The following is a 25,634-nucleotide window of genomic DNA, read 5'->3' as shown; positions in this document are numbered from 1 at the left end:
TTTTTCATCAAAGAAAACGACCTTTGCGCTTATGATTAAAGATCAAGCACTTAATTTCAAGGTATATGATGCCATGTTGAGGGATTTTAACGAATCCATTCGGCCAAAAGATGAAAGAATACGTGAAAAAGTAGATATGTGCTACCGTTGGGACGGCCGTCAGGCAATCCTCTTTGAGATCAGTCCAGATTTTCGGGATCCAAAAAGGATGATGGAACGCGCTTTCGCGAAAATCCGCTATATCAAGTCTAAAGATCTTTGGAAACTTTACTGGATGCGCGCTTCCGGCAATTGGGAAAGCTATGAACCCAATCCAGAAGCTAGCGAGTTAAGTCCGCTGTTGGAGGTGATCAAAAAGGATAAATATGGCTGCTTTTTCGGGTAGCATTAGTAGATAGTCCAGAGCATGGCCAGGTAAATTTGTATAATGCACTAATCACTTAAAAAAATCCAGAACTGCAAGGAGGGGGGATACCTCCTCCTAAAAAGCCTTGTTTGTGTTTAGGTACTGATGGTTCAGATGCTAAACAGTTCCAAAGTCAATAATAAATAGGACAAAACTATATGCTATATGCTTTCTCCTTTTGGCTGTTTTGAGGGATTTTTTTTATTAAAAGGCTTTTCTTAAGACTTCTTGCCCAAAATCTCCTGACACCAAACTGCCTTTAAAAAAATACGCAATTTTATAAAACTTCATTATATTTACATTAAATGCAGATTACTATGCAGCAAATGCTAATTAACAGGTTAAAAATTGTGCTCGCTGAAAAGGGCAAAACGAGCAAATGGCTAGCAGAACAACTGGCAAAAAACGAGACGACTGTATCCAGATGGTGTACCAATGAGGTGCAGCCAAGTCTTGAAACACTGTGCCAAATTGCAAAACTGCTCCAAATAGATATTAGGGATTTAATCAATTCCACCAAATGACGACCAAAATTAAATTTAATTGATCAATGGCTTATTCAATAGGACAACGCATAACTACCAGAGACGAGGATTTTATTATCAAACAAATAGAGGAAAATGAGGGAAGTGCCATTTTAACGGTAGAAGGCATTTCTGAGTTGGTAAAAACCAAGCAGTTTAAATTTGACACCAATATTGATAAAGATATTAAGACCTTGGACCCTGTCAATACTGAACTAGTGGCAGACACCCATTACGGTTACCGCAAAACAAAGCTTTTTGTCGAAAACCATATCCGCAATTCACCTGTATATAGCAAACAAATCACCATTGCTCAAAAAGCAGCCTTTAATCTGGCCAGTTACCAGTTAGAACCTACGCTTAAAGCCTTTCATTTACCAAGACCCAGGTTATTAATAGCCGATGGAGTAGGGTTAGGTAAAACAGTGGAAGTCGGGATTTCCTTTCAGAAATGATCAAAAGGGGAAAGGGAAAGCGCATTATGGTTTTAGCTTTAAAATCCATATTAGCCCAGTTTCAGCAGGAACTATGGGACCGGTTTGCGATTCCTTTGGTTCGGTTGGACTCAGAAGGTATTTCAAGGATTAAATCAGAGTTACCGGCAACTAAAAATCCTTTTGAGTATTATGATAAAACCATCGTTTCTATTGACACTTTGAAAAATAATGCAAAGTTTCAGCATTATATTGAAAAGACCAGGTGGGATATTATCGTCATAGACGAATGTCATACGGTAGCAAATGCCAGTTCCCAAAGGGGGAGCCTGGCTCAACTATTAAGTAAAAAGTGTGAATCTTTGATTCTTACTTCCGCTACGCCCCATAATGGCAAAAGAAAGAATTTTGCCAACCTGATTAATATGATTGAGCCGCTGGCCATTCAAAACGAGGACAACTTCACCAAGGAAGACATTGAGCCTTATTATGTCAGGCGATTTAAAAACGATATTGAGGACGACAGCGTTAGGCAGAATTTCCAGGAAAGAGTCGTCCGGTCCATTCATGCGGAACTAACAGATGAGGAAAATGCTTTCTTAGAGGTCCAACAAAAAATGAAATTTGATGCCCTGGATGGCTTAAATAAACAGGAGGTCAAAAAAGAACTTTTTGGTTCGGAGCATAAGCACAAAAAGCGGGATTTGCTCTTTGCCATTGGGCTGTTTAAATCCTACATGTCCTCTCCTGAGGCTGCCCTAAGCACTATCCTACACCGAATAAAAAAATTGGAAGAACTCGATCAAAAATCAGATATAGGTCAGACTCGAGATAATCTGTTTTTATTAAAAGACTTAGAGCAGCAACTAAAACATATTATAAAGCAAGGCAAGGACGCTAAGTATAACGCCTTTAAACAAGCATTGTTGCAACTAAAATGGCAGGGCAAGAAAAAAGACTTCCGAATTGTGGTTTTTGCAGAAAGAATTGAGACCTTAAATGCCTTAAGAAGAAAACTACAGGCAGATTTCAATCTGGATGGTGACACCATTAAAGACTTTAATGGGTCCCTAACGGATATGGAACAACAGCGATTAATTGAAGATTTTGGCAAGGAAGATTCTGATATCCGGGTACTGCTAACCTCAGACGCAGGGTCTCAGGGGGTCAATCTCCATTACTACTGCCATCATATGTTCAATTATGATATTCCCTGGTCGCTTATTACGTTAGAGCAAAGAAATGGACGTATTGATCGCTATGGTCAGACCGAGACCCCTTATATTCACTATATGATCGCAAAATCAGAATTAGAGGGATTAAAAGACGATCTGCATATTATTGGTAAACTCAAGGAAAAAGAAGAAATTGTACATAATTCCCTGGGAGACGCCGCCTCCGTATATAAACTCTATGACGCGAACCGAGAAGCCGAGCTAGTTACGCAAGCGATTGCAACAGGGGACGAAAATTTATTGGAGCATGCGCCTGGTAATGAGCTAGATGATGATGCATTTGATGCCTTATTTGATGATAGAACACCCAACCGAGAGGTAGCTCATCCCATTATGGACACCATCTCTTTATTTGAGTCAGACAAAGCGTATTATACGGCACTCATCGAGCAATTGAAGGCCGATAAGTATTTGAAGCAGGATGAGGCTAATTTTGATGAGGACTTGCTGGAAGTAAAAAACACCAAAGAGCTTGACCGCATCATGTATGATTTACCCAAAGAGGCTAAACCTGCTAAAATTGGAGATGTATACCAACTATCCTTAAACAAAGAGGATGTCCAAAAGGCCATAGCAGATGCCAGGAAGAAAAAAGGAGAATGGGCCAGGTTCCAGACTTTATATGAGCTGCACCCGATCATAAAATACCTCATGACACAGCTGGAGGCCTCAGTGGATAAAGATGTGGCACTGGTCAATAAAATAACCAGTCTTCCCAAAAGCATGGCCTATTACCTTATTGAAGGTTCTGTGGCCAATGATCTTGGACAGTCCATTATTTCAGATTTCTTTGTGATACCTATGGGTATGGATGGAGGAATGAGAGGTCAGCCGGTTCCATTTGAAAAATTCCAAGAAGACTACGCACTTTCTAAAGAACTCTATACCCAGGATATCCCTGAAAAAGAGCTGCAGCAATTAAAAGAAATACTTCCAGAGGCAATTGAGAATGCAAAAAGGCTGCATATGAGGCAAAAGACACTTCAATTGGAACACGAAATGACTCTCAAGATGGCGGTTTATGAAGAAAAAATGAACAATTGGCAAAGAAGCAAGAGCAAGCAGTTAGAACTTGATTTTGGGGAGCAACCAGAGTATGGTATCATAAAAAATCGCAAGGCAAATCAAGAGCATTACATCCAAACAATTTTAGATCAGTCTAGCAGGTATTTTAAAGACCTGACTAGCCTTAATAGTGATGCTTATTTAAAAGTTTTGGCCGTATTCTATAACAACTAACTAATCTGAGACAATATGATTCATTTCATTAATAATATAGGTGATTATTTTGCTTCCAACTATTTTGATGATGGCTTTAGCAAAAAAGTTATCGAAAAATCCGGGTATAGCCACGAGGCCATTAAAGAGATCAATAAAAGGATGGCAGCCGTTAAGCCGCATTATTTTAAACTAAAGCAACAGTTTATTGAAAATCACTTAAGGCCCAAGGACAAAGTCAACCTAACCCACGGTTTTCATACAAAGATTTTAAACGCTTTAGGGTATGATGGCCATCAAAATAACTATGGCGAGTTATTCCCCATTACCTATAACACGGTAATCCCTGTCAGACAGATTTTGTATAGAGGGGATAAACCGCACCTGATGGTCATGGAAATGCATGCCATGATCAAAAGAACTGCAGAAGACCAGCCAGAAGGCCTTTTTGAGCAGTCTTATGTGTCGGAAGAGGAAAACGGCGCAGAAAAATCCACCAAGGAACAAAAATACCATCGCAGTCAATGGGCCGACATTTTCACGGTACCTGAGGGAATGCATATTTCCCCCATGATCATCAACCAGGCCGTTGGCCAGATCTTCTTATTGGACGAGTACCGCAGGCCTAAATACATTTTGCTTTGTGCTGGTAACCAGTATTATCTATTAGAGTCTGAAAACTGGTTTAGAGGGTCCTATTTGGAACTGGATTTAGAAGCGCTTTTTGATGACGCAGCGACCAATAAAAATGATTACAGTGTTTTCTATCTGCTGTTAGGCAAGGAATTATTGGCCCCAACTGCAGATATTGTACTGATGGAATCCTTGGAAGAGGACGCCCATAAGGCAGCCTATGAAGTCACCAAAGATTTAAAAGAGGGCGTCATTCACGCTGTTGAAAGACTGGCCAATGAAGCAGTGGTTGATCTAGTTAAACAAGGGAAGCAATATGAAGACATCAATGCAGACTGGTTGAAAGAAGATTGCCTGAATATGGTCTACCGGTTGCTATTTTTGTTTTATGCAGAATCAAGAGAAGACCTGGCAATATTACCAGCTAATGATGAAGTTTATGAACATGGTTACTCCCTAGAAATGTTAAGAGAGCTGGAGCAAGTACCACTTATTACTGAATCCAGCATTAATGGACACTTTTTCCATAAATCCTTATTTCAGCTATTTGACCTGCTCCATACGGGCTACCGGGAACATTGGGCCACCAATAAAAGCTTTAAAATCAAACATTTGGATTCTCCGATGTTTGATCCAAAAGGGTTACATTATTTAAATAATGTCAAAATCAGAAATATTGTCTGGCAGGACGTGATTTGTGAACTTTCCTTATCCAAAAAACAACAAAAAAAGGGACGCGGACGTATTTCTTATGCAAATTTGGGCATTAATCAATTAGGTTCCGTTTATGAAAGCCTGCTCGCTTTCCGCGGTGTTTTAGCGGCAGTGGACAATATTGAAGTGCACAGAAAGAAAAAAAAGAATGAGACTTCGGAGCAGGTTGTAAGTAACGACGGGTCATTTTTAGTTCCTCGTAGCCGCCTTGATGAGTTTGACCATGATGAGATTTATTATAAAGAAATGGCCGATGGGTCCGAGCAGTTAAAAGTTATCCCCAAAGGCAGCTTTATCTACCGGTTAAATGGACGGGACAGGCAAAAGTCTGCTTCTTATTATACGCCAGAAGTATTAACCCAGACGACCGTTAAATACACCCTCAAACCGATACTAGAGAAATTAGAAAAGGGAGAAATTAAGGCATTAGACCTGCTGGACCTTAAAATTCTGGAACCCGCCATGGGGGCAGCCGCCTTCCATAATGAAGTCATTAATCAGTTGGCACAGGCTTATCTAACAAACAGACAAAAGGAATTAAACAAAAAAATAGACCCCAATCAGTACCAACAGGAGACCCAAAAAGTAAAAGCTTACATCGCCTTAAACAATGTCTATGGGGTGGATATAAACCCAACTGCCGTAGAATTAGGTAAACTTTCGCTCTGGCTGAATGTGATCCACAAGGACATGCAAACGCCCTTTTTTGGCTACCGGCTAGGGGAAGGGAATGCTGTAGTGGGTAGTTGGTTAAAGGCATACAAAGTAAAAGAGTTTTCCATTGAACCGACCGGCACCACCAAAAAAGGCAATACATACGTAAAAAAACAGTGGTGGACCAAAAAACCAGAACATTTAAAATTTGGCAAAAAGCGTATTTTGCGTGATGAAGACCAGATTTACCACTTTTTGTTGCCTGATGAAGATATGGCTTCCTCTGCAAATATTAAACTACTGAAAGAAGCCTATCCTAATAAAAGCAAGCGCCTAATTGAAAGACGCCGGGATTTTGTGCAGCCTTTAGACGCCGATGAAATTAACAAGCTCAAAAAAATAGCTAATGCAATTGATGCGCTCCTTATTGCACATTATAATATCCAAAGAGATATTGCCATTATTACAAAATCAAATGCCGTATTTTTTGGATCTGAAGACATTGCATACAAGATGTTAGACTCCTATTCATATCAACAAAAAAAAGAATTTGCGGATAACAGATTAAAACCCAATGCGCCATACTATAAGCTAAAACAAATCATGGATTATTGGTGTAGCTTATGGTTCTGGGATGTGCGAAGTGCCGAAGATTTTCCCACCAGAGCAGAATGGTATAATGACTTGATTCAAATCTTAAACCTGGACTTAGACAATATCCATCAGGACAGTCCTGAACAATTAATTGACGAGGAGTTAATAAAAAGCTACCGTAAGGATAAAAAATCCATTGTAAAACAACTTGCGGAGGCACTAAAACAATCCACCTCCTCGCTATTTACTAATCAACGTGCCCAGCTAATTCAAAAATATGCAGCGCAGTATAAATTCTTTCATTATGAACTGGAATTCATTGAAGTATTTGTAGACAGAAAAGGTTTTGATGTGGCTGTAGGAAATCCGCCATGGCTCAAGATTACATTTGAGGAAAAGGACTTGATGTCTGAGATCTATCCCGAGCTGGAGATCAGAAAGATATCTGCACCAAAGGTCAAAAAATTACAGGCCGAATTCTTAGAGAATCCAAGCAGGCAAGATTTATATTTTACTGAAAACATTGAAAACGATGCATCGGCCGTTTTCATGAATGCCTTTCAAAATTATCCATTACTCAAAGGCCAGCAAACCAACTTGTATAAATGCGTATTGGAGAATGGACTGCATTGGATTAATAACGACGGCTTCTTAGGGCTTATTCATCCCGAAGGCATTTATGATGATCCAAAAGGATATGCATTAAGGGAGGAGGTTTATAAAAGATTGAGGTATCACTTTCAGTTCCAAAATGCATTCAACCTTTTTGCAGAGGTGGCGCACCGTGAAAAATACGGAATCAACATCTATGCAGGAAAATTAGGTATTCAAAAATTTTACTCAATCAACAACCTATTCCATCCGGCAACGATTGAAGGTTGTTTTATTGAGAACCCAACAGCTGCATTAGAGCCCGTTCAAGGAATAAAAATCAAGGATAGTGCAACTGGAAATTTTGTCTGGAACACGAAACCTCATCCATCAAGAAAAGTACTCATTGATGAAGAGGTATTAAAAATATTAGCTGCAACCTTTGAAAATAGCAAAAATTGGCAGGGGTCAAAACTAGTCAGTATCCATGCAAAAGGCATTGTTGACGTAATTAAAAAGATTGGGGAGTTTCCAGGCAAAGTGGCAGATATTGAAAATAAAATATCCGAAGGTTGGCATGAGACCAACGATGTCACAGCAGGTTTTATACAAAGGGACACAAAATACCCGGATTTTAGTAAATACGAAATGATCTATTCCGGGCCACATTTATTCGTGGGCAATCCGATGTATAAAACCCCGAGGGCAATTTGTGTGGAAAAAGCTGATTATGATATTATTGATTTAACATCCATTAAAGCTGATTACGTCGCTCGCACGAATTACACCCCACTGAATGTAACTGCGGGTTATGGTTCCACCATTAAAGGGTTTGAAGACGAAAACGGCAATTGGTTGGGTTATTATAAGGTGGCGTTTCGGGCGATGTTAAGCCAGGCAGGAGAAAGAACCTTATCGGGTGCAATTATTCCACCCAAAGGGACTCACATTAACACCATTAAATCTATAATATTTAAATCTTTACATTCATTAATTGAATTTTCTGGAGTAACGTCTTCAATTGTTATTGATTTTTTCATTAAAACTATTGGCAAAGCAGGATTATATGACAGTAGTCAACTTTTAAACCTACCATTGAATATTAATAATAATTATAATAGCGCGTTATATGTACGAACTCTTCTCCTCAACTGCCTCAATACCCACTACGCTGAACTCTGGGAGGAAAACTATGATCCAGCATTCACTAAAGACGCCTGGTCCACCCAAGACAATAGATTAAAGCCTTTTTCCGCTTTATCTAAGACTTGGTCCTGGAATACCCCGCTACGTAACTATTTTGAGCGCCGGATGGCGCTTGTAGAAATTGACGTAATCACCGCAATGGCACTCGGTCTTTCACTAGAAGAATTAATTTTAATGTACAACATTCAATTCCCGGTTCTACAACAAAATGAGGACGACACCTGGTATGACACAAAAGGCAATATTGTCTTTACCTGTAGTAAAGGCTTAACAGGTGTCGGACTGGACCGACCTGACTGGGAGAAAATTAAAGACCTTCCAGCAGGGGAGCAGTATGAACACACCATTACAAAATCAGCGCTCTATAATGGAGAAAAGGTAATCTATTACGCTCCATTCACTAAATGTGACCGGGTGGCGGATTATAAGCGCGCCTGGGCGCATTTTGAAAGCCGTTTATGACTGGGTTAATCACTGAGGGTTTACTGGTAGGCAATAGACCGGGCTGACCGTTTAAATAAGAAATCAAGTTATGCTAAGTATTCAACAAGCACTAGAAATAAAAGAATCCATCAAATCCTACCTGACAACTACCTTTAGTTTTCGGGAAAGAAATGTTGCCAAAGGTTTTGAGGACTTCATTGAGCATCCAACAGGAGGCATGTTCAAAGGACCATATTTGTCATTAAAACTCAGGTTCGTCAAGGCTAACCAGCAGGCTATCGAGGCTATTCCACTCATGATTAAACCCAGCTGGTCCCCATACGATCACCAGGTAAAATCCTGGGAGAGACTATCTACCATTGGTAAAATACCAGAGCCCACTATCGTGACGACCGGCACAGGTTCCGGTAAAACGGAGTCTTTTTTATTTCCAATCCTGGACTATTGCCACCATTATCAATACCGTAAGGGCATAAAGGTTATCATATTATACCCTATGAACGCCCTGGCCACTGACCAGGCGAAGCGCCTGGCAGAAATCATTTATAATGATCCAAGGCTAAAAGATAAAATCACAGCAGGCTTATTTGTGGGAGAGGGCAGAGGCCCCAAAGGCCAAAAACCCAAAATCATGGGTGAAACGAATATTATAGAAAACAATGACTATATATTAGATGCGCCTCCAGACATTTTGCTAACGAATTTCAAGATGCTGGATTATGCGCTTATGAAAAATAACTATCATAAATTATGGAACCATAATCTTAAAGATACCACACTATTAAAGTTTTTGGTACTTGATGAACTGCATACTTATGATGGCGCGCAGGGTACAGATGTTGCGAATTTGATCAGGCGGCTCAAGCTAAAATTAAAATTACCCGCAGGTCAACTTTGTCCTGTGGGCACATCCGCTACCATCGGATCGGGGCCAGAGGCTGCTGTAAATCTGGCCAAATACGCCACCAAGGTATTTGGTGAAGAGATTACAGAAAGCGCCATTATTACAGAAAACAGGATTTCGCCGGATGAGTTTTTCCTGGAAGACGATAAACTCAGTACATTTCTGCCTGAGCTACCCGTTCTTGAAGCGCTACAGTACGATGAAGAGCGTGGCTACGACTGGTTTATTAATAAAACCATTGATGCCTGGCAATTAAATAAGACAAGCCTTGCCCCAGGCTTGATGGGCCTTAAAATCGTCAAAGATTTGGTTATTGTAATCAATAAAACAACGTCCATTAAAACCATCAAGGATATAATTAGGGATCTTACGACTGCAAATGAAGCCTTTCGCAATTTGCCAGAGCAGGTCTCAGGATCAGGTTCAGTCTTTGATCCCAGACAGCGGGTCATCGAGTCACTCTGTACGCTGATCTCAGAGGCGAAAGACATTGACAATCCCAGATCACCATTCATGTACTTACAGGTACAGTTATGGATCAGAGAGTTAAGTGGTGTCCAAATGCAAATGGGTAGCGAACCTGTCTTCACCTTTAGGGATCAAGTAGATGCGGATGAGGAAGTTGTGGCACTACCGCCCTGGTATTGCAGAGAATGCAATAGCGCTGGATGGTTAGGGGTAAAAAGGGAGAATTCGGACACCTTCAGTAAGGATGTCCATGAAATCTACGAAAAGTATTTTAGTAAGAATAAAAACGTTTATTATTTACTTAGGGCGGATTCCTTATCTCCAGATAATATACAAATATCCGGTTATCAACCTACTGACGCTAATTTCAATCTCATACTTGATCCTAAATACTTAAGTCCAGCTATTGAAACGCAGCAGGGAGCAGCTGTTCAGTCTTTTAGAAAGGTTAATGACAATAAAATGGAGCCAACCTGCCCCTGTTGCAACGGTTCTGATACAATTTCTATTATAGGGACAAAAGTACCAACACTCAGCTCTATTGCGGTTAGCCAAACACTAGCCACTGATTTGGACGCAACGGATGAAAAAGGTCGAAAAATTCTTGCATTTACAAACTCAGTGCAGGACGCCGCCCATCAGGCTGGTTTTGTAGAAAGCAGAAATTACCGATTTGCATTAAGAACGGCTGTTCAAAAAATAATCAACCAGCTAGATGAACCTATAAGGCTAAATGAGCTGGTCGACAAATTCCTCGCTTATTGGAAAGAGCACGGTGATGAATCCGGCAAGGCGCCTTTAGATGGATATCTTTATCGGTTTTTCCCAAAAGACTACCTGGGTAAGCTTTCTCCTAAAAATTTCATTCAAAATGGCCATTATTCCCAACAGTTTCTTAGGGAATTTGACCTCAGAGTCCGTTGGGAAATCTACTGCGAGTTCGGTTATAACGCCAGGGTCGGGCGTACCTTAGAGAAAACAGGGGCCTCTGCAGCCTATTTTGACGCAGAAAAATTGGAGCAAGGGTGGGAAGTTATGCAGCCTTGGCTTGCGAGCAATGATACCAGCCAGGAAATTAATAAGGATACATTTATCACCTTTTCCAACCTGGTTTTGCACCGGTTAAAAAACCGCGGAGGCATCGATCATGCGTTCCTATCCAAATATCGCCAAAAAGATTATAATATTTGGGATTTAAACTGGCAAAGGGACGACAGACATTTTTTAAATCAACGTTTCGCTGAAAGAACCAGGTTTCCCAAAATTCTGACAACGGGTTCCTCTCAAAATACTAAATTAGATACTACAAGAACCTCAACCAACAACTGGTATCACGCATTCTTCAAAAAGTCCTTTACAACCGGGGCTTTCCTGACGACTGATTTTATCAATGATTTTTACTTGGAGTGGACCCGGGCACTTACGCAGGCTGGTATCCTCAACCACCAAACAGCCAAAGATCAGGACAATTACGCGATAAATCCAGCAGTGATTTGGGTGAATAAAGACACCAATCAATACACCTGTGATACGTGTGAGGACACGCAGTTTAGTAACGGACCGGTAAATCTTGTCCAGCAAGGCGCCTGTCTTAGTTATAGATGCACTGGGCATTATAACGCCTCTCCCCAAAATGAGAGCAATTACTATAAGGAGGTATATAATAGAAATAGATCCCCCAGGGTATTCGCTAAAGAGCATACCGGACTATTAGAAAGAGACGCCAGAGAGGCACTTGAATATGATTTTAAAAACAGAGAAAAACCGAATTCAGTCAATGCACTGATCGCTACCAGTACCTTAGAAATGGGGATCGATATTGGTAATTTGAACACGACTTACAATAATAGCATTCCACCACTACCGTCTAATTTTTTGCAAAGAGTTGGGCGTGCCGGTAGAAGCTCCGGATCAGCCACTGTTGTGAATTTCGCCAAAAATCAAAACCATGACCTGTATTATTTTACAGATCCGTTAGCGATGATGAATGGTGAGGTAAGCACTCCTGGTTGTTATCTGGAAGCCAAAGACATTTTAAAGCGTCATTTCACGGCATTTTGTGTGGACAGTTGGACTTCAGAGAATCCTTCGGATAATACAATTCCCGGCCAAATAAGGCTTTTAAAGCTCACGCATACTAGCCTTATTGATCCCAGTTTTTTTGTGAACCGGTTCAACAAATTCATTGAGACCCATAAAAGCGAACTAATTAGTTCATTTTTAAGTCAATACGATACAAATATCCAATATAATATTTTCCCGGAAATTGAGCAAAGCTTAAACACGGGTACTTTCTATGATTCCCTAATAAAGGTATTCGAGCGCCTCAAAATAGACTTACAAAAATTAGATGATAGAAGAAAGGACATTAACCAACAAAAGCGCACACTTAATCTCGCCAAAGGAGATCCACTGTTTGAAGATTTAAAAAAAGAACAAAAGAACATAAATGGACTTAAATCAACCATATACAATAAAAACATTCTTGAACACCTAACCAATTGTGGAATTTTACCCAATTATGCTTTCCCCGAAACAGGTGTCACACTTAATGCCAGACTGCATAGTGGTTCCAATGTCAAACAAGAATCGATCAGTCAAGACAAGACCTTTGAAATCGTTCGACCAGCCGTCAGTGCACTCAAAGAACTGGCACCAGAAAATTATTTTTATACCCAAGGCTATCGGTTTCAAATTTCAGGGGTCAATACCTTTAATTGGGGAGACCGCGCGATAAAACACACCAAACGTTTTTGTTCAAAATGCGATCATTTAGCGGACGATGCGAGTGCCAGCGCCGGCAATTGCCCCAAATGTGGTGATCCTTCCTGGTCTTCTTCTGCCAATACGCATACCTATGTTCAAATGACAGGAGTGGGATCTTTTTCCAATAGAGGTAAAGCGGCGCTAGATGACAGAAGTGACGATAGAGAACGCTACCCTTATCAAATGATGAGCCACGTGCTGCTGGACAAAGCTAGCTCAGAGGGTGCCTGGGTATTAAAAGATATTCCCTTTGGTATAGAATATGTCAAAAACATCCGGATATTGACGGCCAATTATGGCAGAAGTGATAGCAGTGATTCCAATAAAATAAATATTAATGAGATTGAAATCTTAAGAAAAGGGTTTGTCACCTGCAAAACTTGCGGCAAATCCGTGTCATCAACCCAACTATATAATGATGCCAGCGATTATCATTACGGGTTCTGCCGCCATAGGGACATTGTCTATGATTCCAAGCACCTACGCACGGATGTTTTTGAGGAAATATTTCTTTTTAAGGAAATGCAGACAGAAGCCTTGAAAATTGTTCTTCCCATACAAGATTTTGAAACGGAAACAGATATCAGTCTTTTTCAATCCGGATTAGAATTAGGATTCAAAAAATACTTCAAAGGCAATCCCAGTCATATTCATATCCTGCCTTATAAAGAGTACAATCAGAAAACCGATAAAACAGACAGGTTTTTATTGGTATATGACACCATACCGGGCGGTACTGGTTATTTAAAAGAACTCTTCAGCCCCGAAAGTTTTTCCCAGTTATTAAGGCTTGGTTATGAGGCCATTAAAAATTGTGAATGTCAGTTAAATGGTCATGATGGGTGTTATAAGTGCATCTATAGTTATCATAATCAGTACAATAGAGAAGATCTAAGTCGTGCCAAAGCAGAAAAGTGGTTCGAGAAGATTGTCCAAAAAGCCGGTCAGTGGGACCAAACCAATGCAGGGCTGACCTCCATTACCAATACAGGTAAAATTGAAGAATCAGAACTGGAAGAACGTTTTATTAAATACATTGCTAAGTATGCAGAAAAACTAAAAGGCTATACTTTTTCTGCAGTAAAAGAAGAAGGCGTCGTTTCTTATAAATTGGTCATTGACTCAGAAGATATCAAGGCTATTTATTGGATTAAACCCCAGGTGGTATTAGGGCCAAAAGATAATATCCAATTTAACACAAGAACTGATTTTATGATCAGCTGCGCAAAGTACAAGTGCAATGGCCAGGATTATCACTCTGAAATCAAAAAGATAGCGATCTATCTGGATGGTTATCAATTTCATGCATCTGAACAGCATAATAATTTTGAAAAAGATATTCAATTAAGATCAGCCATTATAAAAAATGAGCAATATAGAACCTGGACCCTTACTTGGGATGACTTGAATTATTTTGAAAAGCAACTAAAAGGCGATAATTCCTTAGCGATTGACCCTTTAGCCGCTTATATTCACACGCATGTCAGTCCCAATTTTCAAAAACTGCTGCCACAAATTAAAGATTTACAGCAGGCTAGAATTCCATATGCATCTGCTATAAATAACGTAGATCGGTTATTCTTTCAATTAATTCATCCCCCCATTGCGCCCAACAAAACTGCATGGTTTTACTTTTTGGGCTCCTGGTCAAAAAGTTTTCTAAATGTATCCTATGATCCGACCCAATTAAAACAGGTTTATAAAAAACAGGATATTCCAAATAGTTATATTAAAACAAACGCCAAAAAAGATTTAAACGGGCTCATTCCCGTCAATCAACCAGAAAACAAATTAATCATCGACTGGGATATCCTGGTTAATATTGGCACAAAACAGGTATACCAACATTTAATTATAAATAATCTCCAGGCAATTGATAAAGAAGACTGGCAGTTCTTCTGGAATATTTTCAATCTATTCCAGACCCCTCATATTTACGAATATAATAAAGAAGAGGAGGCCTTGGAGCTGGAGGATGACAATTGGAGCGAAGAACTTTTTGAAAATTATGCTGATTATTTGCATCCTATCATAGCTCAAGCCATCGAAAAAAACATCATAACCGTCGACAATAAGGATTTTATCGACAGCTATCTGGATAAGAATGGTCATGTACTGGCAGATGGGGAGCTCATCCTACAGGACATTAAAGTAGCTATTAATCCCAGTACCCCTGAATCTAAAAAGATTTTGGAAGAAAATGGATTTAAGATTTACAACAATGATGATTTAGATAATATTGATCTTTAAAAATAATGAACAATTAAAATATGAAATTATTTATATACGATAAATTTTGGGATGCATTTATCAAACTCAGCAAGGAGACCCAGCAGGCCACTAGAAATTTTATTGAAAAATTCCAGCAAAATTCTAAAAGTGCTGCCATCCATCTGGAGTCCATTAGCACTTTTAAGGATAAGACGCTTAGAACGGCCAGGGTGAGTCAAAAATACCGCGCTATTTTAAAAGAAGTGGTCCCTGATGATTTATATCTATTCCTATGGATAGACAATCATGACGAAGCGATGGATTGGGCAAAAAACAAATTGATTTCCTGGAATGAAAGGACCCAAGCTTATCAAGTCATTACTGTGGACGAGACGCAGGTCATCTCGACTACCAATCAGAACGCCGAGCATTTGCCGCAATTATTCATGGGTAAATACCCGCAAAGCGACTTACTTGAAATCGGGGTACCGGAAATACTCATGCCTTCTGTCTTAAAAGCGCAGGATATTAATGATTTAGAACAGCTTGAATCTTATCTTCCAGTTGATGCCTTTGAAAATCTATTTTGTTTACTAGACGGCGGTAACATAGATGTGTTAAAAACCGAAATAAAAGAAGGCGCTGTTGATGAAATAGCCAGTAAGAATAACGCCAGGTCCTTTATTGAGCTCACCGACAATGAAATACTTAATGAAGCCCTTCAAGGCTCTTTACATAAATGGAAATATTATTTGCATCCATCTCAGTCGAGCATCGTTAATGCTGATTATAAAGGCCCTATCAAGTTATCGGGAGGGGCTGGAACCGGGAAGACTGTGGCAGCACTTCACCGATTGAAGTATTTGGCAAAAAACAAATCAGACCAAAAACCTATTTTATTTACCACCTTTACAAAGGAGCTCAGTGATAATTTAAGGGAATTAGCCACTGCTTTAGAGATCCCAGCGAGTAGTTATGAAGTGCACAATATTGATCATTTAGCCTTTGCGATGGCTAAAGAATATAATTTACTGGATACAGCGACCAAGATTTTTGGTTTAAATACCCAAAAAGACGCAAAAGAAATTTGGATGGAAGTCCTGGACGATAATCTTACTGAACTCGACGAAGGCTTTTTAATCGATGAATTTGAAGAGGTGGTACTGGTCCAAAATCTTCACAGCAAAGAAGATTATCTTAAAGCCAGTCGTGTAGGCAGAGGCAAAGCGATCTCTAAAAAACAACGTATAGAGGTCTGGGATTTAATCGAGCAGTTTAAAGAAAAGAAGGGCGAGTCAAAGTATTACTACAAGGAGGAGGTTTTTAATTTGGTTTCAACCTATTTAAAGGATCACGGGATCACCAAATATGCCCATGTCATTGTAGATGAACTCCAAGATTTCACCAACGTAGAACTCAATTATATCAGGGCGTTGGCCCCCGAAGGCATGAACGACCTGTTTTTAGTCGGTGACCCCTTACAGAATATCTACCGCCGCAAGATTAATTTTTCAAAGGCCGGCATCAACATCAGAGGAAACAGAAGTAAAAGGTTAAGGATAAATTACAGAACCACAGAGGAAATCAATAAACTTGCTTTTAGCCTAGTTTCCAAGGTGGATTTCGACGATTTTGATGGCAATTCAGAGGATAAAACGGGCTACTTGTCCTTATTTCATGGTATGATGCCCACTTATAAGCTATATTGGAACAAACAACAAGAATTAGAAAATGTGACAGCTGAAATAAAACAATTGTTACAACAAGGCGTCCATTATGAGGAAATCCTTATTGCAGCTCGCAGAAAAGATTGCGTCAATGACTTCCGTAATCATTTGCATCAGCAAAACATCCCTCATGTGGATAAAAAATTACTCACAACAAAATCTGAGGGGATACGTCTAGGAACATTTCATGGTATCAAAGGCCTGGAATTCAAACATGTATTCCTGGTTGATGTAAATGACCGGACTTTACCCTACACGCCCACTTTTATTATGGAGAAACTAAGTGCAGAAGAACAAGCCCAATATATAAAATCAGAAAAAGCGCTTTTTTATGTGGCCATCAGCAGAGCGATTCAAAAGGTGAATATCTCTGGCATTGGTGCACCTTCAACGTTAATCCCAACCAGCATCACTGAAACCAAAAACAAATAGAAATAGGCCTTCTCATGAATATTTTACATAAGTATCCAATTACATTGACTATAGGCGCCCTGATTTTTTTTACGCTACTGAGCTACTCAGTAAAATCACAGGTGCCAAATCAGCAGGTAAAATTCACGAAGGACATTGTATACAAAACCGTAAACGGATGGCAGGGAAGACTGGATTTATATCAGCCCGTTAAGAAAGCTAAAAATGCCCTGGTCGTTTACATCCATGGGGGCGGTTGGATTCATGGTAAAAAAGAGGAAGAATACGATAAAATAAAAGTCTTTATCGATAACGGATTTTCGGTAGCCAATGTCGAATACAGGCTTGCGGGACAAGCACCTGCTCCAGCAGCGGTAGAAGATGTTAACTGCGCCTTAGTCTATCTGCTAAGGCATGCCAGAAAGTATCATATCAATACCAAAAAGGTCATCATTATGGGCGCCTCCGCCGGCGCCCATCTTGCATTACTGCTTGGATTGCAAAACACGGGAAAACCCTCTCCCTATAACGGAGAATGTAGCTATCCAAAATTTAAACCTGCCGGCATCATTAGCAAATATGGTCCCACAAATCTTATCACCTGGAAGGCGGCGACCTCCGCCGCCAGTCCTTTTTCTCAGTGGTTGGGGGATAAGCGGCTAGATACTAGTTTTGTCAAAGCCATGTCGCCCATTTATTATGTAAATCCACAGGTCAAACAGATACCAATACTGCTTGTCCACGGCAAAAAAGACCATACTGTCCCATTCCAGCAGGCAGTCACATTTTACCAGAAATTAAAATCCAATGGCAACCCCGTCGAGTTCCATGTTGTAGAAAATGGCGGTCATGGCAGGTTTGCACCGAAAGACGATGTACTGATGAACACCGCCATGATTGAGTTTATAAAAAAATGTATTGCTAAGTAAATTTTAAATAAAATTACACTGCACAGCCCCTCCCCCAAAAAAGACTACATAAAATAAAATAGCGAATCAGTTAGAACGACACCCCATACCTCAAATCAAAAGCCAGGAATGTTTATCTCGTCTAATCCTAGTCGCTTATGACTTTACAAATACAGTAAAATTTTTTGAAACTTTTTTGAGGTCACCTTGAAAAAGATCAAAGGTGAAAACATTATCGCCGTTTATGGAGAACAAAGAAAATTTTATACTTGTTATTATGAGTAGTGAAAACCAGATGGTGTCTATAAGGACAGCCGAGCTGTCGTCCTTATGCCGGGTGATCTTATTACTTCTACGTTCAAGTTGGAAGCTTTGCACCGTTGAGCAGAAAAATTATATTTCCTCAAAGAAGAATCGAGCAGACAAAACTGATATTATCCCATAAGTCTTGCGTTCCCGCACAGCGGCGGACGGGCGTTACTACAACAAACGCTAAAGCTCCTCTACAAGATATTCTTCTACGCCCCGGGTCTCGGATGAAAAAGAAATGCCTATGGCTATTTTTTTTCTGGGGTCAGCCGCGTAGGGCTGCAAATATCCCTTTTCTTTAATTTGAGCAAGTGCTTCAGCAGCCGTCCCGTCCAGCTTTAATTCCAGGACATAAATATATTTTTCGGTTTTGATCAGTACATCACACCTGCCGCCAGCATTATGCACTTCGCAGTAGACCTTTACGCCTACAAGCGTAAAAGTGAGAAAGGAGATAATCGTAAATATAGACTCCGTATCCGCCCGCCAGTAATCAAAGGGAATTCTGGCAATCAAGCCGTTCAGTTCCTTCACCAACGCTGCAGTATCCTTAGTATGTAATGCGGCTCTGATATTTGCCGCAAGCCCCTTTGATTCTTTCCAGGGCGCTCCCCGATAAGCGCTCAAAAGACCGTCAACAAGGCTTTCTTTTACCTCTCTGTTGGGGTAGCCCAGTTTGTATAGATCACCGTCATCCAACGTGCCTTTAATGGTCAAATAGCCTGTCTGAAAGAGCAGGGAACCCGGATTGGGATGTTCAGTATCAAAAGTAGACAGGGATAGATCGCTTAGCACCATCCCTTCTATATCATAAATCGTATGTTTCCTTAGTATTTTAACCAGAAAACCTGGCGTGCCGGTTTCAAACCAGTAATTCTGAAACTTACGGTACCTCATGTATTTAAGCAGAGAAAACGGGTTATAGACGGAGGTCTGTAGGTCCCAGGTATAGCCGTTATACCAATCCTTGATCTGAGCCAGGATATCGGGCTCCTTTTTCTGCAACTCCGCAATTTCCCCGGAAAAATTCTCTTCTAATTCCTGCTGGGTAATTCCAACGATGTTCCCAAATTGCTCTTCGAGGGTAATATTATCCAAATTATTGAGCCCTGAAAAAATACTCACCTTACTAAACTGACTCACACCCGTAATCAATAAAAACCGAATATACCGATCTGCATCTTTCAAAATAGAATAAAAGCTTTGCATGGTTGATCGGTTGGATTCTACAACTTCCGGCTGATCCAGAAAATCAATGATCGGCTTATCATACTCGTCAATAAGAATCACCACCTTGCCTTTGAGGGACGCCTTTTCAATGAGTTCTTTAAAACAATCCTTAATGTTGTCGCCTGCAATTTCTACCCCAAGATTTTCTGCATTTTTGGCAATAGCACGATCAATGGCTTCGGTAAGTCCCACGTATTCATACGCTAAATTGGCAAAACTAAAATGAATCACCGGATTGGACCTGGTCCAGTCCCACTGGTCATGGATCCAAAGGCCTTTAAAAAGCTGCTGACTGCCGCCGAAGAGTTCTTCAATGGTATCTACCAATAAACTCTTACCGAAGCGCCTGGGGCGGCTTAAAAAATAATATTCACCGGTGGTGACCAGTTGATGGATCTCTTTGGTCTTGTCTACATAGACATAACCGCCCTGCCGGATTTTCCGGAAATTTTGAATACCAATGGGGTACTTTTGTAACATATAGCGAAGATACGCTTATTCTCACTGATTTTGAGCCCAATCGGGGCAAAATCAGTGAGAAGGGGGCAAGAACCAGCCAGCAGGATAAAATATTTTATTTAATGCGCCAGCCCTGTAACTACTATCTGTTCAACCATAACATGGCCCAAATTCCTTAACTTAGCGCCATGGAAAAAAAACTATTTTTACTGGATGCCATGGCCTTGATTTACAGGGCCTATTATGCACTTATCCGTAATCCACGCCTGACCTCTCAGGGTAAAAACACCAATGCCCAATTCGGCTTTACCAATACCTTACTGGAACTTTTGAGTAAATACAAACCTTCTCATATGGCGGTTTGTTTTGATACGCATGCACCCACTGAAAGGCACACTGATTTCGAGGATTATAAGGCCAACCGGCAAAAAGCACCGGAAGACCTGCTTGAATCCATCCCAGATATTAAAAAGATTATAGAAGGTTTTAATATTCCCTGCATTGAATATGACGGTTATGAGGCCGATGATATCATCGGTACCCTGGCCTGGCAGGCGGCAGACGTCGGCTACAAAGTCTATATGGTCACTCCTGATAAGGATTATGGTCAGCTACTGACAAAAGAGGGTGTATTTATCTACAAGCCTGCCTACATGGGCAAAAAAGAAGAAATATTAACCGCCGAAAAAATCTGCGAAAAATGGGACATAGAAAGGGTTGAGCAAGTCATTGACGTTTTGGGACTAATGGGGGACGCCGTGGATAATATACCAGGCATCCCTGGCGTAGGAGAGAAAACCGCCGCCAAGCTGCTCAAACAATATGGCAATCTGGAAAACATTCTGGAGCACGCCCATGAAATCAAAGGGGCGCTGGGCAAAAAAGTACAGGAAGGCAAAGAAAGCGCCATTTTATCTAAAAAGCTGGCCACCATTATCACTGATGTGCCGGTTAGTTTCCATGAAGAAGACTTCTGCATCAAGGCCTTTAACCAACAGGCACTGGCAGATATATTCTCCGAGCTGGAATTCAGAAGCCTGGGCAAAAGAATTCTGGGAGAAAGCTTTAAGGTTGATGTCCATGTAAGCGTTCAAAGAGATTTGTTTGGCAATGTTGTGGAATCCACGGCGTCCGTATCGGAGATGGCCAAAAGCGGCGGGGACGCTTTTTTGCCCACCGAGGAGGTAACTGTTTCCATGGAAAGCAAAACCATTGAAAATACACCGCACCAGTATCATCTGGTGCAAGGTGACGCAGCGATTAATGATTTAATTGATACCCTCAAACAACATAAAGAAATTTGTTTTGATACAGAAACCACCGGTACAGATCCCAATAATGTAGAACTGGTCGGCATGAGTTTTTCCGTCAAAGCAGGGGAGGGCTATTATGTTCCCATTGAAGCGGATCAGCGGGAAGCCAACCGACAAGTTGCCCTTTTCAGCGGCCTGTTTGAAAATCCTGCTATCACCTGGATTGGCCAGAACTTAAAATATGATCTTTTGGTCATGAAATGGTACAGCCAGGATTTTAAAGGGGAGATCTTTGATACCATGGTCGCCAATTATGTCATTGAGCCCGATGGCAGAAGAAGCATGGATCTGCTGAGCGAAAAATATTTAGGTTATACACCGGTATCTATTACAGAGCTGATTGGCAAAAAAGGTAAAAACCAGGGCAATATGCGGGATGTCCCCCCTGAAAAAGCGGCTGAATATGCTAGCGAAGATGCGGATATTACCTTACAATTAAAGCAAGTCTTTGAACCATTACTCAAAGAAAAAGGCGTAGATAATGTATATTATCAAGCAGACCTTCCCCTGGTGAAGGTTCTGGCTGATATGGAATTCGAGGGTATAAAAGTAGATGAGGAATTTTTAAAGAACTATTCGGCCATCCTGGAAAAGGAAGCCGCCATCTTTGAAAAGCAGGTATATGATGCAGCCGGCGTCCATTTTAACCTGGCCAGCCCTAAGCAACTCGGTGAAGTCTTGTTTGAAAAACTAAAACTGGATCCTAAAGCTAAAAAGACCAAAACCGGCCAATATGCCACCGGCGAAGACGTACTCTCCAAACTGGCCGTGCAGCATACGATAGCTGACGATATTTTAAGTTTCAGGGAACTGACCAAACTTAGAAATACCTATGTGGATGCCATACCCCAGTTGATTAATCCTAAAACCGGCCGGGTGCATACATCTTATAATCAGACAGTAGTAGTCACCGGCAGACTGAGTAGCAATAATCCAAACCTGCAAAATATTCCGGTCAGAACCGTCAGGGGCAAAGAGATCAGAAAGGCATTTATTCCCAGAGATACTGACCACCTGCTGCTCAGTGCCGACTATTCGCAGATTGAGTTGCGGGTAGTGGCTGCCATCAGTGGAGATCAAAACATGTGTAATGCCTTTAAAAGCGGGGCAGATATCCATAGTGCCACTGCTGCAAAAGTCTTTGGCGTGCCTTTGGAGGCTGTTACCAAAGAGCAACGTTATAAAGCCAAAAGCGTCAATTTTGGGATCATATACGGTCAGGGGGCCTTTGGACTCAGTCAGAACCTGGGCATTACCAGAACAGAGGCCAAAGAGATTATTGACAATTATAAATCAGAATTTTCCGGTATCGCAAAATACATGGAAGATACCATTGCACGTGCAGGCCAAAACGGCTATGTAGAGACCCTGCTTGGCAGAAAGGCCTGGATCCGGGATATTAATTCAGCAAACTTCACGGTTAAAGGGTTTGCCGAAAGAGTGGCCATTAATGCGCCCATACAAGGTACAGCTGCCGATATGATCAAGCTGGCGATGATCAGCATTCATAAAGCGATGCAACAAAGAAAATTAAAGTCCAGAATGATCTTGCAGGTTCATGATGAACTGGTCTTTGATGTCCATAAATCGGAGCTGGAAGAGATGCAGGCGCTCGTCCTAGAGCTGATGCAATCGGCACTGCTCCTGCCTGAAGAAGTACCCGTTAAAGCAGAGATTGGCACTGGTAATAATTGGCTGGAGGCACATTAAACAAGGTTTAAGTGAAAATCTGGAGAAAAGTGAATAAAAATTGCGAAAATAATTGAATAGGGCCTTGAATGAAAAAGCGCTTCAAAGAGTTGGCATTCACCTCGCCCCATGCTTATAGACCGGGCAATTTTTGCAACAAATCAGCGTTTTTAATAATTGTATTATAATTATTTGGAAACGCATTTCTAAACAAAAAGGCTGTTTAGTAGGGTAGGGCCGTATTAAAAATAAATACAAGCTCTACTAAGCAGCCACAAGATAAAACCTCAACAGGTCCAAAGTTAAATGAGAAAAAGGATTCATTTTGTTCATTTTGTCCGCAAACACCTACTTCCGGCACTCATTATTAGCTGCATTTTAGCTAGCATGAGCGGCTGCCAAAAAGACCAGCTTTTAACAGGTAATACACTTTCTTTATATAATTCAGTAGATTCGGTTCAATTTAATGAGGTCTTTACCACCCAGCTGCAGCCAACACAATCTGTCAAAATATTTAATGGTAGCGAGCAGGCCGTAAATGTCCAGGAGTTGCAACTGGCAGGTGGGAAAAATTCACCTTTTAAGATCAATGTCAATGGCCAGGCAGGTACTGAATTTAGCAGCCTGAATCTCCCAAAAAACGATAGCTTCTATGTCTTTGTCACCGTGGCGCTGCCAGAAAATAATAGTGACGCCCCCTTTGAAGTCAAAGACAGCATTATCTATAACTATGGTAGCAAAACCGGCAAAATCATCTTACAGGCCACAGGCCTGAATGCCTTTTACCTTTCTGGCGGTACCCTTTCAAAAGATACAACCTGGACAAACAAACGTCCGATTGTCATTAACGGCAATTTGGCTATTGCCCAAGGCGCTACCCTTAATATTGAGCCAGGTACCAAGGTCTACACCAAAGCAGGCAAGGGCATTCAAATAAATGGCCGTCTGCAGGCTCTGGGGACCGCAGACAGCGCTGGTCAGATTCTGCTTACCGGCAGCAGGCTCGACATTCCTTATAATAACATGCCTGGAAGTTGGCAGGGCTTAAGTTTTGGCCCGAATAGCAAAAATAATAGACTGCAATTTGTCCATATTAAAAATGCCGTCAATGCCATTGCAGATACCTCCAGACCAATTACCGGTGCCCACACAGGCGATGAAAGTTATTTAACCCTGGAGGGTTGCGTTATCCTGCAAAGTAGCAAAGAGGCGCTACTACTTAGACATACAAGTGCGGTGCTTACGAATTGCCTTATTTATAACTCCGGTATCGGGATCCGGGCCATGGGGGGTACTTACCACCTTCAATATGTGACCATGGCAGGCTATAGCAATGATTATATTTACCACACAGATCCTTTGCTTTATCTGGCAGATCATCATGAAAATGGTCAGGCGGATCCACTGACGCTAACCGCCACCAACTGTATTATTACCGGAGATAACGACCCACTTGATGAGCTCTATTTGGATAATATAAATGACGCTTTTGATCTGAACTTTAAAAATGACCTGATCAAGGCGGCTGCACTGCCACCACTCGGTCATTTTACGGATTGCCTGCTAAATGCAGATCCTGCATTTACTTTAATCGATAACAGAAGAGCAGAATATGATTTTCAGTTACTTAGCATCTCTCCGGCAGTAGCAGCTGGCCTGCCCATTGCAGGTATAACAACGGATATGGCCGGTAGGTCCCGTTCTGCCAGCAGTCCATCAATGGGCTGTTATGAATTTAAGGAAGCTGCAACAGAGTAAATAACGATCCTGGCGTATATTTGAGAGTCATTATTCATATCAAAATCCACTCAAACAATGAAAAAGTACTATTTCTTAGGCTTATTAAGTATAGCGGTCCTTTTTAGTATGTCCTTTTGCAGCACTGGTAATTCAAGCCCAGTAGGGCAGGGCGGCACTGCAAATAATACGAACACCGGGATTTCCAACACAAAAACTAAATCGACCATGGCTAAGACAATCTATGATTTCAAAATCGCCTCCATTGATGGCGGCACCATTGATTTTTCCAAATACAAGGGGAAGTATATCCTGATAGTCAATACGGCCTCTAAATGCGGCTTTACACCGCAATACAAGGGACTGGAAAAGCTCTATAAAGATTATGGAGATAAATTAGTCATTGTAGGTTTTCCCTCTGACAATTTCCATGATCAGGAGTTTCATGACAACAAAGACATCCAGGCATTTTGTGAAAAAAACTATGGCGTAACTTTTCCTCTAACCACTCGGGTGGATGTGAAGGGAAGTGATATCACGCCGGTTTTTGATTACCTGACCCATAAATCCGAAAACGGACAACTAGATGCGGTGATCTCCTGGAATTTCAATAAATTCCTGATCGATCCTCAAGGGAAACTCCTGGCGCACTTTGATTCTAAAATCACGCCGGAAAGCCCAGAAATCACCCATTATTTTAAATAAATCCAAGGCTGGTTTATACAGCACCAACCGCCAGTTAACTGCTTTTCCCAATAAAGCAGTTAACTGGCGGTTCTTTTTTGACATCTAATTGGCATGATATGACAGCAACTGACCTAATTCATGTCAAAATATGATAAGCCATTT

Annotated in this window: 12 protein-coding genes; 11 read left to right on the top strand and 1 reads right to left on the bottom strand. The window is 40.9% G+C overall.

Features of this window, described 5'->3' with window-relative positions; genetic code table 11:
• Positions 1-31 precede the first annotated feature (31 nt).
• The 8 genes from FSB73_RS16660 (at position 32) to FSB73_RS16630 (ending at position 18,069) form a co-directional block, all read left to right on the top strand.
• Positions 32-385 (top strand): DUF3024 domain-containing protein, encoded by a 354-nt coding sequence (locus tag FSB73_RS16660; protein ID WP_146784722.1) that lies wholly within the window; start codon positions 32-34, stop codon positions 383-385.
• A 338-nt stretch (positions 386-723) separates the two neighbouring features.
• Positions 724-930, top strand: coding sequence for a helix-turn-helix transcriptional regulator (locus FSB73_RS16655; protein ID WP_192904069.1), 207 nt, complete (start codon positions 724-726; stop codon positions 928-930).
• Between the two features lie 26 nt (positions 931-956).
• Positions 957-1,385, top strand: coding sequence for a hypothetical protein (locus FSB73_RS25325; RefSeq protein ID WP_225974095.1), 429 nt, complete (start codon positions 957-959; stop codon positions 1,383-1,385).
• 26 nt (positions 1,386-1,411) lie between these two features.
• Positions 1,412-3,838, top strand: coding sequence for a helicase-related protein (locus FSB73_RS16650; RefSeq protein ID WP_225974094.1), 2,427 nt, complete (start codon positions 1,412-1,414; stop codon positions 3,836-3,838).
• Positions 3,839-3,853: 15 nt separating this feature from the next.
• Positions 3,854-8,671 carry an Eco57I restriction-modification methylase domain-containing protein gene (locus FSB73_RS16645; protein WP_146784719.1) on the top strand — a complete coding sequence of 1,606 codons (4,818 nt, stop codon included), beginning with the start codon at positions 3,854-3,856 and terminating at the stop codon, positions 8,669-8,671.
• A gap of 70 nt (positions 8,672-8,741) precedes the next feature.
• Positions 8,742-15,041 (top strand): DEAD/DEAH box helicase, encoded by a 6,300-nt coding sequence (locus tag FSB73_RS16640; RefSeq protein WP_146784716.1) that lies wholly within the window; start codon positions 8,742-8,744, stop codon positions 15,039-15,041.
• 20 nt (positions 15,042-15,061) lie between these two features.
• Entirely contained in the window at positions 15,062-17,161 is a 2,100-nt protein-coding gene (locus FSB73_RS16635; RefSeq protein WP_146784713.1) for a UvrD-helicase domain-containing protein, read from the top strand.
• A gap of 14 nt (positions 17,162-17,175) precedes the next feature.
• Entirely contained in the window at positions 17,176-18,069 is an 894-nt protein-coding gene (locus tag FSB73_RS16630; RefSeq protein ID WP_146784710.1) for an alpha/beta hydrolase, read from the top strand.
• Positions 18,070-18,540: 471 nt separating this feature from the next.
• Here the strand turns inward: FSB73_RS16630 and FSB73_RS16625 are convergent, their stop codons facing one another.
• Positions 18,541-20,067, bottom strand: a complete 1,527-nt coding sequence (locus FSB73_RS16625) for an ATP-binding protein (RefSeq protein ID WP_146784708.1) — start codon at positions 20,065-20,067, stop codon at positions 18,541-18,543.
• Between the two features lie 167 nt (positions 20,068-20,234).
• Here FSB73_RS16625 and polA point away from each other — a divergent pair, with 167 nt between their 5' ends.
• The 3 genes from polA (at position 20,235) to FSB73_RS16610 (ending at position 25,490) form a co-directional block, all read left to right on the top strand.
• Complete coding sequence (gene polA, locus FSB73_RS16620) at positions 20,235-23,069, top strand: DNA polymerase I (protein ID WP_146784705.1); 2,835 nt, start codon at positions 20,235-20,237, stop codon at positions 23,067-23,069.
• A 285-nt stretch (positions 23,070-23,354) separates the two neighbouring features.
• The gene (locus tag FSB73_RS16615) at positions 23,355-24,806 is read left to right on the top strand and encodes a hypothetical protein (RefSeq protein WP_146784702.1); all 1,452 of its coding nucleotides are present in this window, start codon (positions 23,355-23,357) and stop codon (positions 24,804-24,806) included.
• Between the two features lie 57 nt (positions 24,807-24,863).
• Complete coding sequence (locus FSB73_RS16610) at positions 24,864-25,490, top strand: glutathione peroxidase (protein ID WP_146784699.1); 627 nt, start codon at positions 24,864-24,866, stop codon at positions 25,488-25,490.
• Positions 25,491-25,634: the final 144 nt, after the last annotated feature.

Source organism: Arachidicoccus ginsenosidivorans (assembly GCF_007971385.1).
GTDB lineage: Bacteria > Bacteroidota > Bacteroidia > Chitinophagales > Chitinophagaceae > Arachidicoccus > Arachidicoccus ginsenosidivorans.
Note: the sequence above shows the minus strand (reverse complement) of the source record. Positions and strands in the feature narration are given on the sequence as shown.

Bases quoted from the DNA above. Each gene is read 5' to 3' on its own strand.
- polA (WP_146784705.1), top strand. From the start codon at position 20,235: ATGGAAAAAAAACTATTTTTACTGGATGCCATGGCCTTGATTTACAGG.
- FSB73_RS16655 (WP_192904069.1), top strand. From the start codon at position 724: ATGCAGCAAATGCTAATTAACAGGTTAAAAATTGTGCTCGCTGAAAAG.
- FSB73_RS25325 (WP_225974095.1), top strand. From the start codon at position 957: ATGGCTTATTCAATAGGACAACGCATAACTACCAGAGACGAGGATTTT.
- FSB73_RS16610 (WP_146784699.1), top strand. From the start codon at position 24,864: ATGAAAAAGTACTATTTCTTAGGCTTATTAAGTATAGCGGTCCTTTTT.
- FSB73_RS16650 (WP_225974094.1), top strand. From the start codon at position 1,412: ATGGTTTTAGCTTTAAAATCCATATTAGCCCAGTTTCAGCAGGAACTA.
- FSB73_RS16640 (WP_146784716.1), top strand. From the start codon at position 8,742: ATGCTAAGTATTCAACAAGCACTAGAAATAAAAGAATCCATCAAATCC.
- FSB73_RS16630 (WP_146784710.1), top strand. From the start codon at position 17,176: ATGAATATTTTACATAAGTATCCAATTACATTGACTATAGGCGCCCTG.
- FSB73_RS16635 (WP_146784713.1), top strand. From the start codon at position 15,062: ATGAAATTATTTATATACGATAAATTTTGGGATGCATTTATCAAACTC.
- FSB73_RS16625 (WP_146784708.1), bottom strand. From the start codon at position 20,067: ATGTTACAAAAGTACCCCATTGGTATTCAAAATTTCCGGAAAATCCGG.
- FSB73_RS16660 (WP_146784722.1), top strand. From the start codon at position 32: ATGATTAAAGATCAAGCACTTAATTTCAAGGTATATGATGCCATGTTG.
- FSB73_RS16615 (WP_146784702.1), top strand. From the start codon at position 23,355: ATGAGAAAAAGGATTCATTTTGTTCATTTTGTCCGCAAACACCTACTT.
- FSB73_RS16645 (WP_146784719.1), top strand. From the start codon at position 3,854: ATGATTCATTTCATTAATAATATAGGTGATTATTTTGCTTCCAACTAT.